Raw genomic sequence first — 14,411 nt, 5'->3', positions numbered from 1 at the left:
TGGCTAACGGAGTTTCATGGCAGATCTGACCGTAGAGAACGTGGGTGACGCTCAGGCGTACCTCGCGGAAGCAATCCGAACGACCGACAGCACGCCGGAGTCGATGCTCGATCGCTTCATCGAGATTCGACCAGGTGTTCAGCGCGAGTTGCTTGCAAAGACGAACCATCTGCTCACCGGGCGGCGAGGGGTCGGAAAGTCGACTTTGCTCTTTCGAGCGCGTGTCTCGCTGCGCGCGGAGGATATCCCCGTCGTGTCGATCGACATGGAGTCGTTCAAGCACCGCGCGTACCCGGACGTTCTGATCGAGATAGTGCTCAGAGTTCTGTCGGAAACGACTGCCTTGGTGCGCCCTGCCAAGTGGTGGGCGCGGCTCTCCCTGTTCCGGACTCTGCGGCCGCTCTTTACGGAACTCAATCAGATCCTCGGCGATCCGTTGGTTGTGCAGAATCAGGTATCGCGTGAGCGTTCTAAGTCGCGGGACGGGAGCATCGGCGGCGGCGTTGAGATTCCGGCGGATGTCCTCAAGCTATCGATGTCTTTCAAGGCGCGTCGGGTGAAGTCGGCAGGGTCTGCGCAACACGGATCGAACGAACTGACGAAGGATGAGCGCATTCGGTCCTTGATCCCCCAGCTGAACATGGCGTTCCGGCGGCTTATTGCCGAGTCCAGCGCAGCGCATGGCCTGATCTTCTTGGACGACTTCTACTATGTTGCGCAGTCTGATCAAGCGATGGTACTTGACTTTATTCATCGCTCGGTCAAGGGATCCGGCTTCTACTTGAAGGTGGGCGGCCTAGGCACGCGGCTGCAACCGTTCAAGGACGGCGACCCGCCAATCGGCATGCAGATCGGCCACGACATATCGAGGCTCGCGTTGGATGTCAACCTGACCGATTTCAATACTGCAAAACGCTTCCTTGAGCAGGTCGTGGAGGGCATTCTGTCGCCCCTCAACGTGAGCATTGCTAGCCTCCTAACTGAGGCGGCAAGAGACCGCATGGTCCTCGCCTCCGGCGGTGCTGTCGCTCGTGACTACATCACGTTGCTCAAGGGAGCACTCGAGAAGACGATCGAGCGGCTTTCGCAGGATGGAACTCTCGTGAGCTCCGATGTAGTCAGGGTACGAACAGCAGACGTGCAAAAGACTATGAGCCAATTGACCGTTATGCGGGAAGAGGACTCGTTTCAGGTCGATGCGCTGTCCGATGCGGATGCACTGAGGGAACGGTGGCGTGACATCTCACGGTTCACCAAGGAAGCCGATACCGTCTTTATTCTTGTACCCCAGGCGGTATTAGATGACCGCCGAATTGGGCGAGAAATCAATCAGCTCGAGCAACTTCGCCTCCTCCACGGTATCCGTGAAACCACGGCCAACTCGGTGAAGTGGAAGGGCCGGCCGATGGTGGCGTACATGACCGATCTCGGGGCCGCAGCTCAACAGCGACTGCGCGTAGAGATCCCTCCTTTCTGGAAGAACACCGAGGAGAGCGACAAACTTCGGCGGGCGAGCTGGGTGTACTCGCCTGACCTTGCCCCGCCCGCCGAAAACCCGTAGGGAGTACCTGCGTCGGACGTGCCCAGATAGTCAGCTCGCGGGCAGTGGAGCGTCACTAGCTCTCGCGGCGGTGGTTCGTCGGCGCGAGTAGGCTAGAGATAGCTTCCCGAGCGCTGGAGACCGCCGCGCTCGTTCATTCAGGGTCAGCAAAGGTGTTTAAACGGTATGGCTGAGTACATCTACTCGATGGTGCGTGCGCGTAAGGCAGTGGGCGAGAAGCTCATCCTCGACGACGTCACCATGGCGTTCCTTCCCGGAGCCAAGATCGGCATGGTCGGTCCGAACGGCGCCGGAAAGTCGACGATCCTCAAGATCATGGCCGGTCTCGACACTCCGTCCAACGGCGAGGCGAAGCTCTCGCCGGGCTACTCGGTCGGCATTCTGATGCAGGAGCCGGAGCTCGACGAGTCCAAGACGGTGATCGAGAACATCCAGGACGGCATCGCCATCAAGCCGAAGGTGGACCGTTTCAACGAGATCTCGCTGCTGATGGCCGAGCCCGACGCCGACTTCGACGCCCTGCTCGCGGAGATGGGCACGCTGCAGGAAGAGATCGACGCAGCCGACGGCTGGGACCTCGACTCGCAGCTCGATCAGGCGATGGATGCTCTGCGGACGCCCCCGGCCGACGCGGCGATCGCGCCGCTCTCCGGTGGAGAGAAGCGTCGTGTCGCGCTCGCGAAGCTGCTCCTGCAGAAGCCCGACCTCCTGCTCCTCGACGAGCCCACCAACCACCTCGACGCCGAGAGCGTGCTCTGGCTCGAGCAGCACCTGCAGGCGTACAAGGGTGCCGTGATCGCGATCACCCACGACCGGTACTTCCTCGACCACGTCGCCGAGTGGATCGCCGAAGTCGACCGCGGTCGCCTCATCGGTTACGAGGGCAACTACTCGACCTATCTGGAGAAGAAGGGCGAACGCCTCGAGGTCCAGGGCAAAAAGGACGCCAAGCTGGCCAAGCGCCTCAAGGAGGAGCTGGAGTGGGTCCGCTCCAGCGCGAAGGGCCGACAGACCAAGTCGAAGGCCCGCCTCGCGCGCTACGAGGAGATGGCTTCGGAGGCGGAGCGGACGAGGAAGCTGGACTTCGACGAGATCCAGATCCCCGCAGGCCCGCGTCTGGGTGGCATCGTCATCGACGCCAAGAAGCTGCAGAAGGGCTTCGACGGTCGCGTCCTGATCGACGGCCTGAGCTTCAACCTCCCGCCGAACGGCATCGTCGGCGTGATCGGACCCAACGGTGTGGGTAAGACCACGCTCTTCAAGACGATCGTGGGTCTGGAGCCGCTCGACGGGGGAGACCTGAAGATCGGTGAGACGGTCAAGATCAGCTACGTCGACCAGTCGCGTTCCAACATCGATCCGAACAAGACGCTGTGGGAGGTCGTCTCCGACGGCCTGGACTACATCACCGTCGGCAAGACCGAGATCCCGTCCCGTGCTTACGTGTCGAAGTTCGGCTTCAAGGGCCCGGACCAGCAGAAGAAGGCCGGTGTGCTCTCCGGAGGTGAGCGCAACCGCCTGAACCTCGCGCTGACGCTCAAGGAGGGCGGCAACCTGCTGCTCCTCGATGAGCCGACAAACGACCTCGACGTCGAGACTCTCAGCTCGCTCGAGAACGCCCTGCTCGAGTTCCCCGGTTGTGCGGTGGTGATCACTCACGACCGGTGGTTCCTCGACCGCATCGCGACGCACATCCTCGCCTACGAGGGCACCGACGAGAAGCCCGGCCAGTGGTACTGGTTCGAGGGTAACTTCGAGGCGTACGAGGAGAACAAGATCGAGCGCCTCGGCCCCGACGCCGCGAAGCCGCACCGCTCGACCCACCGCAAGCTGACGCGCGACTGAGGCCGAGATGTCCGCTTCGCCGGGGCCGCGTCTGCACATCCCGATCCACCTCCGCTGGGGTGATCTGGATGCGTTCAACCACGTCAACAACACTTCGATGCTGAAGCTGCTCGAAGAGGCTCGTGTCAGAGCCTTCTGGCGTGCCGGCCCCGGCGAGGAGGCACCATCGACGGCGGTGCTCGACTCCGGCATCGACGAGGGCATACTGACCCTCATCGCGCGCCAGGAGATCGAGTACCTCGCGCCCGTGCCGTATCAGCGACGTCCGCTCGAGGTGCAGATGTGGTTTGGCAAGCTCGGCGGCTCGAGCGTCGAAGTCTGCTACGAGGTGCACAACGACCCCAGTGCGGAACCGCGACAGATCTACGCCCGATCGACCGCGATCATCGTGCTGGTCGACGCTCAGACCGGGCGTCCCACCCGACTCACGCAGGAGATGCGCGACGCCTGGGAGCCGTACGTGGGCGCGTCGATCGAGTACTCCCACCGCTGACGTGCCGTTCACAGTGGATGACGCTGGGAACGGCCTCTAGGGCGACTCTTCGGGAACGCGGATCATGATCTCCTGCGCGACGCTCGCGACCAGCGCGCCATCGCGCGTGTAGATGCGTCCTGTGGCGAGTCCACGCCCCCCGCGCGCATTCGGCGACTCCTGCACGTAGAGCAGCCACTCGTCGACCCGCGCCGGGCGGTGCCACCACATCGCATGATCGAGGCTCGCGACCTTCAGACCCGGAAGCGCCCAGTAGACGCCGTGGGCCCGCAGAATCGACTCCTGGATCGTCATGTCGCTGAGGTAGGCGAGAGCCGCTCGGTGCAGGCGCTGGTCGTCGGGGAGCGGGGCACGCAATCGCATCCACACGGCTTGACGGGGCACTTGTGCCTCTTCGCTGGGCAGATACATCGGAGAGTCGACGTGCCGGACATCGGCCGCCCGTTCACTGAGCATCCGCGTGGTGCCTTCCGGCAGCCCGTGGACACGCTCCTCATCCGGGGTGAGCTCGTCGGGGTCGGGAATGTCCGCCGGCATCGGCTCGGCATGCTCCACGCCGGGATCGGCGTCCTGGAACGAGGCGATCATCGAGAAGATCGGCACGCCGTTCTGGTATGCCTGGGTCCGCCTGGTCGAGAACGATCGGCCGTCGTGGATACGATCCACCGCGATCGTGATTCCCTGGCTCGCATCCCCGGGACGCAGGAAGTACCCGTGCATCGAGTGCACTGCGCGGTCCTCGGGAAGCGTCCGCTCCGCGGCGAGCAGAGCCTGAGCGAGCACCTGGCCCCCGTAGATGCGGCCGCTGGGCATCGGATGCGAGGAGCCGGTGAAGATGTCCTCTGTGGTGCGAGCCTGAGCCGCGTCGAGATCGAGGACCTCGAGAAGTCGCTCGACGGTCTGGATGGCGTGCTGGTCCGCGCTCATGTGTTCCTCTCCGCGACCCCACATGCCGCACCGTTGGTAGTTTAGAACGCGTGCCTCATCACCTCCTCCTCGCCGACCCCGACACCGCGAAGGATGTTCTGACCTTCGTCGGTCGAGCGACCAGGATCACCGACGAAGGGGTGCGCCTGCAGGCGGCGAACGGTGTGCTCGCGCTGACCACCGCCGTACTCGCACCGCAGGGTCTGTTCGACCAGACGCCGACCGTCCTGGCGATGCGCATCGTGCATGCCGACCCAGAGCTCGAGTGCGACATCGTCGTCGATCAGCTCTCGAAGACGGACGACGCCGAAAGACTGACTCTCCCGGAAACGGGTCTCTCTCCGGCCTGGGCTGGCATCGCCCCACCTCGAAGCGCGTGGGCGACGGAGGCGACGCTGGTAGCTTCCGTGATCGCGCAGCGTGCCCAGTGGGGGATCTCAGCCGTCGCACGGGGGGCGGGTCCTGGCTCAGGCGAAGAAGCGGTCCGCGCACTCCGCGCCGCGATCTGGGGTGAACCCGATGAGGATCTGGGAGGGCTGCCCCGAGGCGCAGCATTCGCCGCCGATGCGATGGGCTTCATCTCCGGCGAAGAGCAGGTCCAGATCTCGCGATCCGGCAGGTGGACGCGTCTCACCTTCCGTCGCGGACATGTTCTGGTGCGTGGTCCCGTGGCCACCGGGCTGACGGGCATCCGTTCCACCGGCTCCGCCGTCTAGTCGCCGCGCGCGGATTCTCCCCGCGCTCGGTTTCGAACCGTCTTCGTCAGCCCGCGGCTGCGGCTGCGCGGCCGGCGGCTCTGCCGGAGAACAGGCATCCTCCGAGGAAGGTGCCTTCGAGCGCGCGATAGCCGTGAACTCCACCACCGCCGAAACCGCTCGCCTCACCCGCGGCGTAGAGTCCGGGGATCGGGTCTCCGTTCGCATCGAGGGCACGGCCTTCGAGGTCGGTGTTGATCCCGCCGAGCGACTTGCGCGTGAGGACGTGGAGTTTGACCGCCACCAGCGGCCCGGCGCTCGGGTCCTGCAGGCGATGTGGTGCTGCGGTGCGGATCAGCTTGTCGCCGCGATAACCACGCATGGAACGAAGCATGCCGATCTGCGCATCCTTCGTGAAGTCGTTGTCCATCTCTCGATCTCGGGCGACAACCTCGCGGCGGACATTGTCGACGTCGAGGAACTCGCCGCCGGGGTGGCGCTGCATCTGCTCGAGCAGCGACTCGAGGTCGTTCTCGACGATGAAGTCCTCACCCTCATCGAGGAAGGACTGCACCGGTCCGGTCGGCCCTTTGGCGAGTCTCGACTTCAGCAGCAGCTGGACGTCTTTGCCGGTGAGGTCGGGATTCTGCTCGCTCCCCGAGAGCGCGAACTCCTTCTCGACGATCTGCCGCGAGGTGACGAACCAGGAGTGATCGTGACCGGTGGTCCGCAGGTGCTCGAGGGTCCCCAGCGTGTCGAACCCGGGGAACAGCGGCACCGGGAGGCGCTTGCCCGTCGCATCCAGCCAGAGCGATGACGGCCCAGGGAGGATCCGGATGCCGTGAGACGGCCAGACCGGGTCCCAGTTCGTGATGCCCTCGACGTAGTGCCACATCCGGTCGCCGTTGATGAACCGCGCACCGGCGGCCGCGCTCACGCTGTACATGGATCCGTCGACATAGGCGGGTACTCCCGTGAGCATGTGCTCGGGGGGAGTACCGAGGCGTTCGGGCCACGCAGCGCGTACGAGGTTGTGGTTCCCACCGATGCCGCCCGAGGACACGATGGTCGCCCCGGCTGCGATCTCGAACTCGCCGACGATCTCGCGCGACGACACCGCACCACGCAATGCGCCCGACGAGGCGAGCACGTTTCCGCGCGCACCGGTGACCGCGCCGTCGGTCACCACGAGTTCGGAGACCCGATGCCGCGGGAGGACCGTCAGGCGTCCGTCCTGCTCGCCCTGCTCGATGGCGGCGGCGAACGGAGCCACGATGCCGGGCCCTGTGCCCCAGGTGATGTGGAATCGCGGAACCGAGTTGCCCGGTCCGATGGCGCCGTAGCCGCCGCGTTCCGCCCAGCCCACGACGGGGAAGAACCCGACGCCGCGCTCGCGCAGCCACGAGCGCTTCTCTCCGGCTGCGAACTGCAGGTAGGCCTCTGCCCAGCGCCTCGGCCATTCGTCTTCTGGCCGGTCGAACCCGGCGTTGCCGAACCAGTCCTGGGTCGCGAGCTCGAGGGAGTCCTTGATCCCGAGCCGCCGCTGTTCGGGGGAGTCGATGAAGAAGAGCCCGCCGAACGACCACCAGGCCTGACCGCCGAGGTTCGTCCGCGGCTCCTGGTCCACCAGGATGACGCGACGGCCAGCGTCGAGAGCCTCGGAGGCGGCGACGAGTCCGGCCAGCCCCCATCCGATCACCAGAACATCTGTGGACAGGGGCTTCGTCGTCATGAGTTCTCCGTTGATTCCTGACGTGATCGGGTTTCGAGCGTGGGGCGACCGCCGGGAGCGGCCCCGATCCCCGAAGGCTCGAATGTGTTCACCATGGCATACGCAGCCCGCTCCAGGTAGTCCCAGAGCGTCGCTTCGTGCAGAGGAGACAACTGCGCCTCGTCCACGGCGGTCCGCATGTGACGAAGCCAACGATCGCGTGCGTCGGCATCGATGTGGAACGGCATGTGCCGCATCCGCAGTCGGGGATGCCCACGCGTGTCGCCGTACGTCGTCGGACCGCCCCAGTACTGCTCGAGGAACATGCGGAGCCGGTCTTCGGCGGGGCCGAGGTCTTCCTCCGGATACATCGGCTTCATCACGGGATCGAGGGCGACCTCGCGGTAGAACACCGACACGATCTTCGTGAACGTGTCATGCCCGCCGATCTCGTCGTAGAACGTCACTTCTGGGGACTCCCGTCGTCGTTCGGCTTCTTGCGGCGCCAGATTCCACGGTCGGGGATCACCGGCACGCCGGTCACCGCGTTCGGTCGCGTCCGGGGAGGATTCGCGCCTCGTACCCGGCGGGCGCCATCGAGCCCCGTCGGCACGACATCGACCATGCGTGGCACGCTGATCTCCTTCTCGAGGAGCGCGGCGCGCAGGCGGCGGCGCAGCTCCTGTGCCACGTCGTCCTTCGCGTTGGCGCGTGCCTTGATCACGATGCGGACGACGAGAGCGTCACCGTCGATCGACTCCAGCCCCCAGAGTTCCGGCTTCTCGATTATGCGCGTGCGCCACTTCGGGTCTTTCGCCAGCCCCTGCGCGGTCTCGAGCATGACGTGCTCGACCTGCTCGAGGTCGGAGTCGGCCGGGACGCCGAGGTCGATGATCGACCGCGCCCATCCTTGCGACATGTTGCCGATGTGGGTGACCTCGCCGTTTCGCACGTACCAGAGGGTGCCGTTGACGTCGCGCACTTGGGTGATACGAACGCTGACGTACTCCACGACACCGCTCGCGAGTCCGAGGTCGACGACGTCACCGATGCCGATCTGGTCCTCGGCCACGAGGAACATGCCGTTGAGCACGTCCTTGACGATGTTCTGTGCGCCGAAACCGAGACCGGCGCCGACCGCCGCAGTGAGCAGGGTCAGCGACCCCAGCAGGCTTTGGTCGAGGGCGTTCACGATGAGCACGATCGCGATGACCACGAGCATCACGTTGACGATGTTCTGCAAGATGGTGCCGAGCGTGCGGGTGCGCTGGACTAGTCGCATATCGGCGAGCGGCGACCGCTCCAGCGCCTGGGTGTCATCGACCGATGCTTTGCTCTTCGCGCTGTCGACGATGCGGTGGACGACCCGTCGGATGACCAGGCGCAGGATGAGCCCGATCACCACACAGCTGGCGATGATGATCGCGACGGTGAGGGCCTTCATACCGACGTGGCTCAGCCATTCGAGCAGGTTCGTCACCCAGTCGGGAAGGGGGGTTTCCACGGGAGGATCGTTGACATCGAAGGGGAGCATCATCAGTCACGATCCTAGCGAGCGGGCCTCTGTGCGGGCTGGATGGATGCGCCGTACGAAAACGGAGACCATCCACGTCCGCTATGGCGTGTCCGTGCTGGACACTCCGAGAGCGAGGTGGGTGGTCTCCGTTTCGAGAGACTCCCGGTGGGAGTTGACGCGGGGCGCTCAGTCCTCCGCGTCGCGTGCCTGTGCAGCGAGTGCGCGCTCGACGTCGGCGAGGTTCTCGAGTACCAGGCGTCGGAGTGCAGGCGCGGCGTCCTGGTTGGTGGCCAGCCAGGAGCGCGTCGCGTCACGGAGCGCAGCATCGGCGAGAGCCGTCGGGAAGAGTCCGACGATCAGGTACTGGGCGATCTGGTAGGTGCGAGTGTCCCAGATGGGGAGCAGCATGTCGAAGTAGGCGGGGACGAACTCGCCCAGCACTGCGGCGCCGGCAGGATGCGTGAAACCGAGCGCGGCGGAGCGGACGATCGTGTTCGGGGCATCGTCGCGCTCGATGAGCGAAGCCCATGCCGCCTTCTTGGAGGCCGAGTCGGGCAGAGACGCCCGCGCCTGAGCGGCGAATTCCCCGCCCTTGGCGGTGTTGTCCGCCGCCAGAGCGGCATCGATGGCCGCGGCATCGGTGGCACCGATGGTGGCGAGACCCACGAGCAGCTGCCAGTTCAGGTCTGCGTCGATCTCCAGACCGTGAAGCGTGTCCTCACCGGAACGCAGACGGCCCACGATTCCCGCGTGGTCCTGGGTCACCAGGGCGTTCGCGAAGGCGGTGACGAACTGCAGCTGGCTGTCGCTGCCCGGCTCGGCCGACTCCGCCAGGCTCCACAGCCCGTCGGCGACCTTGAGGCGTGCCGTCTCGCGCTCAGCCGGAGCGACGTAGAGCGTGGCGGCCGTCCGCAGCTGAGCGAGTGTGGTGCGCACGGTCGTCGACTCGGTTTCCCGGCCGATGTTCCCGAGCACGAGGTCGATGTAGGCGGAGGCCGCCGTCTCCGCATCCCGCGTCTGATCCCACGCGGCACCCCAGACCAGCGAGCGGGCGAGCGGATCGTGGATGTCGGCCAGGTGCGCGATCGCGGTGGCGAGCGACTTCTCGTCGAGCCGGATCTTCGCGTACGCGAGGTCCTCGTCGTTGAGCAGCACGAGGTCGGGGCGGGCGATGCCCTGCAGCTCCGGCACCTCGGTGCGGTCGCCGTCGACGTCGACCTCGAGGTAGTGCGTGCGCGTGAGTGAACCGTCCGCCAGCGTGTAGAAGCCGATGCCCAGACGGTGGGGTCGGATGGTCGGGTAGTCCGCGGGGGCCGTCTGCGTGATGGCGAAGCGCGAGATCGTGCCGTCATGGTTCTCGGCGATGACCGGCTCGAGCGTGTTGACGCCGGCCGTCTCGAGCCACTTCTTGGACCAGGTGGTGAGGTCACGACCACTGGTGGCCTCGAGCTCCGAGAGCAGGTCGCTCAGCTCGGTGTTGCCCCAGGAGTGCTTCTGGAAGTACTGCGAGACACCGGCGAAGAACGCCTCGATGCCGACCCAGGCCGCGAGCTGCTTCAGGACCGAGCCGCCCTTGGCGTAGGTGATGCCGTCGAAGTTGACCTGCACGTCTTCGAGGTCGTTGATCTCTGCGACGATCGGGTGGGTGGAAGGCAACTGATCCTGGCGGTACGCCCAGGTCTTCTCCATGGCGTTGAACGTCGTCCACGCCTCCGTCCACTCGGTGGCCTCGGCGGTGGCGATGGTCGACGCCCACTCGGCGAACGATTCGTTGAGCCAGAGGTCGTTCCACCACTTCATGGTGACGAGGTCGCCGAACCACATGTGTGCGAGCTCGTGGAGGATCGTGACGACGCGGCGCTCCTTGACGGCGTCGGTCACCTTGCTGCGGAAGACATAGGTCTCGGTGAACGTCACCGCTCCTGCGTTCTCCATCGCGCCGGCGTTGAACTCCGGGACGAACAGCTGGTCGTACTTGGCGAACGGGTACGGAACCCCGAACTTCGACTCGTAGTAGGCGAAACCCTCGCGGGTCTTGTCGAAGATGTAGTCGGCATCGAGGTGCTGCCACAGGCTCTTGCGTCCGTAGACGCCGAGGGGGATCACCCGACCCGACGCGCTGGTGAGCTCCGAGAACGTGGACTCGTACGGTCCGGCGACGAGAGCGGTGATGTACGAGGAGATGCGCGGGGTCGGCTCGAAGCCCCAGGTCGCCGTCGAGTCGTCGTCGTGCACGATGGGCTCTGGCGTGGGCGAGTTGGAGATGACCTTCCATGAGGCCGGGGCGGTCACGGTGAACTGGAACGTCGCCTTGAGGTCGGGCTGCTCGAACACGGCGAACACGCGACGCGAGTCCGGGACCTCGAACTGCGAGTAGAGGTAGACCTCTTCGTCGACCGGGTCGACGAAGAGGTGCAGGCCTTCGCCGGTGTTCGTGTAGAGGCAGTCGGCATCGACGACCAGCACGTTCTCGGCCTGCAGCCCGGTGAGGGCGATGCGCGAGTCGGCGAACACCTCGTTCGGATCGAGCTGTTCGCCGTTGAGCGAGATCTCACGCACGTCGCGCGCGATCAGATCGATGAAGCTGAAGCTCTCCGGCGTCGCGGTGAAGCGCACCACGCTGCGGGAGCCGAAGACCTCGGCACCCTTGGTCAGATCGAGGGCGACTTCATAGGACTGAGTGTCGATGACGTCGCGGCGCTCCTGCGCTTCGATACGGGTGAGGTTCTCTCCAGGCACAGCTGTACTCCCAGGGGTGAGGGGATGTCACCGGGGTGGGCGCAGTTGGCGCCGACGGCAACCCTGACAGCCTACGCCAGTGCGGCGACTGCCTCCTCGCATCGAAGTCGGGAACGGAGCGGGATAGAAACGGTGCGGTGGGACCCCCGTGGTCCGTCGAGGTGAAAGGATGGAGGGGTGACTGCGATCGAGCCGAATGCCGTTCCCTTTGCCTCGCCTGCTGCCGCCGGCGGTGCGCCCTTCGTGACCACGCCGGTCGCCTATGACGCGATCCTCCTCGCGGGGTTCGGTGGTCCAGAGGGCCAGGAAGACGTCATCCCGTTCCTGCGAAACGTGACCCGTGGCCGAGGAATCCCCGACGAACGGCTCGAGGAGGTCGCGCATCACTATCGGCACTTCGGCGGGGTGAGCCCGATCAACGGACAGAACCGCGTGCTGAAGCAAGCACTCGAGGCCGCCCTCGCCGCGCGCGGGATCATGCTCCCCGTCTACTGGGGCAACCGCAACTGGGCCCCGTATCTCGAAGAGGTGGTGACCGAGGCCTCGACCAATGGTCACAACACGCTGCTGGCGTTCGCCACCAGTGCCTACAGCTCCTTCTCCAGCTGCCGTCAGTACCGCGAGGACTTCGCTCGCATCCTGGAGGAGACCGGACTGGGTGAAACCGTGACGATCGACAAGATCCGACCTTTCTACGACCACCCCGGTTTCGTGGAGGCATTCGAGACCGGAGTCCGCGAGGCTGTCGAGGGCTTCTTGGCCGACGGCGTCGCGGCGGCGGACATCCAGATCTTGTTCTCCACGCACAGCATCCCGACGGCCGACGCTGAGCGCTCCGGCGCGCGAGACATCGACTGGGGAGAGGGAGGCGCGTACGCCGCGCAGCATCTCGCCGTGGCTGCCTGGGTCATGGATCGGGTTCGCCAGACGGTTCCCGCAGCGGCCGACGTCTCGTGGGAGCTCGTCTACCAGTCCCGGTCCGGTCCCGCTTCGCAACCGTGGCTCGAGCCCGACGTGTGCGATGTGATCGGTGAGCTGCCCGACCGAGGACGCAAGGCAGTGGCGGTCGTCCCCGTCGGCTTCATGAGCGATCATATGGAGGTCCTGTGGGACCTCGACACCGAGGCGGCTGAGGCCGCGGAAGAGGCCGGACTCGCCTTCACCCGCACCCCCACGCCCGGCGTGTCACCGGCATTCGTCGACGGCATCGTCGACCTGATCCAGGAACGACTCCAGGGTCGCCCCAATGAGGAGCGTGCCCATGTCACCTCACTCCCCGGCGGCTTCGACGTCTGCCGGCCAGGGTGCTGCGAGAACATTCGGGCGGGCTTCAAGCCCGCCGCCGCCGGCGTCGCCCCATGACCCCGGAGTCGACCATCGCCGCTTCTAGGATGGAAGTCATGCGCATCCACATCGCCACCGACCATGCGGGACTCGACTTCTCCACCCAGCTGCAGGAGCACCTGCGCGCCGCGGGGCATGAGGTCGTCGATCATGGCCCGATCGAGTACGACGCGGTCGACGACTATCCGGCGTTCTGCATCCGCGCGGCTCAGGCGGTCATCGCCGACCAGCGCGACGGTGTCGACGCTCTCGGCGTCGTCTTCGGCGGTTCGGGGAACGGTGAGCAGATCGCAGCAAACAAGGTCGAGGGGGTGCGGGCCGCTCTGGTGTGGAACCTCTCGACGGCCGAGCTCGCCCGTGAGCACAACGACGCGAACGTCATCTCGATCGGTGCCCGGCAACACTCCTTCGAAGAAGTGACCTCGTTCATCGATCGGTTCATCCAGACACCTTTCTCGGGTGATGAGCGCCACGTGCGACGGATCGGGCAGATCGCGGACTTCGAGCGCGACGGGTCCCTGCTGCCGGATCCCCGGGCCTGACATGCCCGAGGGTCACTCCGTTCACCGGATCGCGCGGCAGTTCGATCGCAACTTCGTCGGCAAGACCCTGAGCGCGTCCAGCCCGCAGGGCCGGTTCGCCGAGGGGGCAGCGGTTCTCGATGGACGTACGGCCGTGAGTGTGCAGGCCGTGGGCAAACAGATGTTCCTCGAGACGGAGGGCGACCTCTGGCTGCGTGTGCACCTCGGTCTCTACGGCGCCTGGGACTTCGCCGGCGAGATCATCGTCGATCCGACCATCGCTTCGGCCAACGGGCGGATGGGGCAGACGAACCAGCGCGGCACCCTGCTCGACGAGGCCATCCTCGATGACGCCGGTGAGAACTCTCTCGCATCCATCGGGGCGCCACGGCGCACGAGGGTGCATGTGCGCATGTCGGAGCAGACGAAGGGCCTCGCCGACGAGGGACTCGAATGGCCGCCTCCGGTCGTCGGACAGGTGCGTCTGCGCCTCATGACCGACATCACCGCCGCCGACCTGCGCGGTCCGACGGCGTGCGTGCTGCAGACGCCGGAGGAGATGCTGGCAACGATCGCCAAGCTCGGGCCCGACCCGCTGGTCGGAGATCCGGTCGAGAACGAGGAGCGGTTCGTCCGGGCGGTCGGGAAGAAGTCGACGGTCATCGCGCTGCTGCTGATGGACCAGTCCGTCGTAAGCGGGATCGGCAATGTGTACCGCGCCGAGATGCTCTATCGGCAGCGGTTGAACCCCCACACTCCGGGCCGAGACGTCCCGGAGGAGGTCGTGCGCGCGCTCTGGCACGACTGGGTGCGGCTCCTGGCGATCGGCGTCGAGACGGGCCAGATGATGACGATGGACGGTCTCACCGCCGAGGACTACCGCGCAGCGATGGCGAACCGCGACGACCGGCACTGGGTCTACCACCGGGCGGGGCTGCCGTGCCGGGTCTGCGGCACGGAGATCGCGCTCGAGGAGATCGGCGCCCGCAAGCTCTATTGGTGCCCGCGCTGCCAGGCGTGACGGGCTCCGTGGCCCCGCATCCGTTCTAGGCTGAACGC

12 protein-coding genes are annotated in these 14,411 nt (G+C 65.8%); 7 read left to right on the top strand and 5 right to left on the bottom strand.

Annotation, left to right across the window (positions count from 1 at the left end; translation table 11 throughout):
* Positions 1-16 precede the first annotated feature (16 nt).
* The 3 genes from J7E45_RS01100 to J7E45_RS01090 all read left to right on the top strand — a co-directional run bounded on the left by J7E45_RS01100 (position 17) and on the right by J7E45_RS01090 (position 3,899).
* A complete protein-coding gene (locus J7E45_RS01100) occupies positions 17-1,561 on the top strand; it encodes a hypothetical protein (RefSeq protein ID WP_215066566.1) in 1,545 nt (514 codons plus the stop codon).
* Between the two features lie 165 nt (positions 1,562-1,726).
* Positions 1,727-3,406: an energy-dependent translational throttle protein EttA gene (gene ettA / locus J7E45_RS01095; protein ID WP_091036191.1), complete on the top strand. Its 1,680-nt coding sequence runs from the start codon at positions 1,727-1,729 to the stop codon at positions 3,404-3,406.
* A gap of 7 nt (positions 3,407-3,413) precedes the next feature.
* Positions 3,414-3,899, top strand: coding sequence for a thioesterase family protein (locus J7E45_RS01090; RefSeq protein WP_091036194.1), 486 nt, complete (start codon positions 3,414-3,416; stop codon positions 3,897-3,899).
* A 36-nt stretch (positions 3,900-3,935) separates the two neighbouring features.
* Here J7E45_RS01090 and J7E45_RS01085 read toward each other — a convergent pair whose 3' ends face one another.
* Positions 3,936-4,826: an acyl-CoA thioesterase II gene (locus J7E45_RS01085; protein ID WP_215066564.1), complete on the bottom strand. Its 891-nt coding sequence runs from the start codon at positions 4,824-4,826 to the stop codon at positions 3,936-3,938.
* Positions 4,827-4,876: 50 nt separating this feature from the next.
* On the opposite strand from J7E45_RS01085, the gene J7E45_RS01080 reads away from it, so the two are divergent.
* Positions 4,877-5,542, top strand: a complete 666-nt coding sequence (locus J7E45_RS01080) for a hypothetical protein (RefSeq protein ID WP_215066562.1) — start codon at positions 4,877-4,879, stop codon at positions 5,540-5,542.
* A gap of 46 nt (positions 5,543-5,588) precedes the next feature.
* Here the strand turns inward: J7E45_RS01080 and J7E45_RS01075 are convergent, their stop codons facing one another.
* The 4 genes from J7E45_RS01075 to pepN all read right to left on the bottom strand — a co-directional run bounded on the left by J7E45_RS01075 (position 5,589) and on the right by pepN (position 11,487).
* A complete protein-coding gene (locus J7E45_RS01075; RefSeq protein WP_215066560.1) occupies positions 5,589-7,253 on the bottom strand; it encodes an FAD-binding dehydrogenase in 1,665 nt (554 codons plus the stop codon).
* Entirely contained in the window at positions 7,250-7,699 is a 450-nt protein-coding gene (locus J7E45_RS01070; RefSeq protein WP_215066558.1) for a globin, read from the bottom strand. The genes J7E45_RS01075 and J7E45_RS01070 overlap by 4 nt, the downstream gene beginning before the upstream one ends.
* Positions 7,696-8,769, bottom strand: coding sequence for a mechanosensitive ion channel family protein (locus J7E45_RS01065; RefSeq protein WP_215066556.1), 1,074 nt, complete (start codon positions 8,767-8,769; stop codon positions 7,696-7,698). The genes J7E45_RS01070 and J7E45_RS01065 overlap by 4 nt, the downstream gene beginning before the upstream one ends.
* A gap of 165 nt (positions 8,770-8,934) precedes the next feature.
* The gene (pepN, locus tag J7E45_RS01060) at positions 8,935-11,487 is read right to left on the bottom strand and encodes an aminopeptidase N (RefSeq protein ID WP_215066553.1); all 2,553 of its coding nucleotides are present in this window, start codon (positions 11,485-11,487) and stop codon (positions 8,935-8,937) included.
* A gap of 177 nt (positions 11,488-11,664) precedes the next feature.
* On the opposite strand from pepN, the gene J7E45_RS01055 reads away from it, so the two are divergent.
* From J7E45_RS01055 to J7E45_RS01045, 3 genes are read left to right on the top strand one after another with little or no spacing between them, the layout of a single operon-like run.
* Complete coding sequence (locus J7E45_RS01055) at positions 11,665-12,849, top strand: ferrochelatase (protein WP_215066551.1); 1,185 nt, start codon at positions 11,665-11,667, stop codon at positions 12,847-12,849.
* A 38-nt stretch (positions 12,850-12,887) separates the two neighbouring features.
* Positions 12,888-13,373: a ribose-5-phosphate isomerase gene (locus J7E45_RS01050; RefSeq protein WP_215066549.1), complete on the top strand. Its 486-nt coding sequence runs from the start codon at positions 12,888-12,890 to the stop codon at positions 13,371-13,373.
* A gap of 1 nt (position 13,374) precedes the next feature.
* Positions 13,375-14,373, top strand: a complete 999-nt coding sequence (locus J7E45_RS01045; protein WP_215066548.1) for a DNA-formamidopyrimidine glycosylase family protein — start codon at positions 13,375-13,377, stop codon at positions 14,371-14,373.
* Positions 14,374-14,411: the final 38 nt, after the last annotated feature.

The organism is Microbacterium sp. ISL-59 (genome assembly GCF_018613945.1).
Lineage (GTDB): Bacteria > Actinomycetota > Actinomycetes > Actinomycetales > Microbacteriaceae > Microbacterium > Microbacterium oxydans_B.
The sequence above is the reverse complement of the archived record's forward strand: the minus strand, read 5'-3'. Positions and strand labels throughout refer to the sequence as shown.

Excerpts from the sequence above, each read along its gene's own strand:
- J7E45_RS01100 (WP_215066566.1), top strand. The coding sequence starts at position 17 with ATGGCAGATCTGACCGTAGAGAACGTGGGTGACGCTCAGGCGTACCTC.
- J7E45_RS01075 (WP_215066560.1), bottom strand. The coding sequence starts at position 7,253 with ATGACGACGAAGCCCCTGTCCACAGATGTTCTGGTGATCGGATGGGGG.
- J7E45_RS01090 (WP_091036194.1), top strand. The coding sequence starts at position 3,414 with ATGTCCGCTTCGCCGGGGCCGCGTCTGCACATCCCGATCCACCTCCGC.
- J7E45_RS01065 (WP_215066556.1), bottom strand. The coding sequence starts at position 8,769 with ATGATGCTCCCCTTCGATGTCAACGATCCTCCCGTGGAAACCCCCCTT.
- J7E45_RS01085 (WP_215066564.1), bottom strand. The coding sequence starts at position 4,826 with ATGAGCGCGGACCAGCACGCCATCCAGACCGTCGAGCGACTTCTCGAG.
- J7E45_RS01050 (WP_215066549.1), top strand. The coding sequence starts at position 12,888 with ATGCGCATCCACATCGCCACCGACCATGCGGGACTCGACTTCTCCACC.
- J7E45_RS01045 (WP_215066548.1), top strand. The coding sequence starts at position 13,375 with ATGCCCGAGGGTCACTCCGTTCACCGGATCGCGCGGCAGTTCGATCGC.
- ettA (WP_091036191.1), top strand. The coding sequence starts at position 1,727 with ATGGCTGAGTACATCTACTCGATGGTGCGTGCGCGTAAGGCAGTGGGC.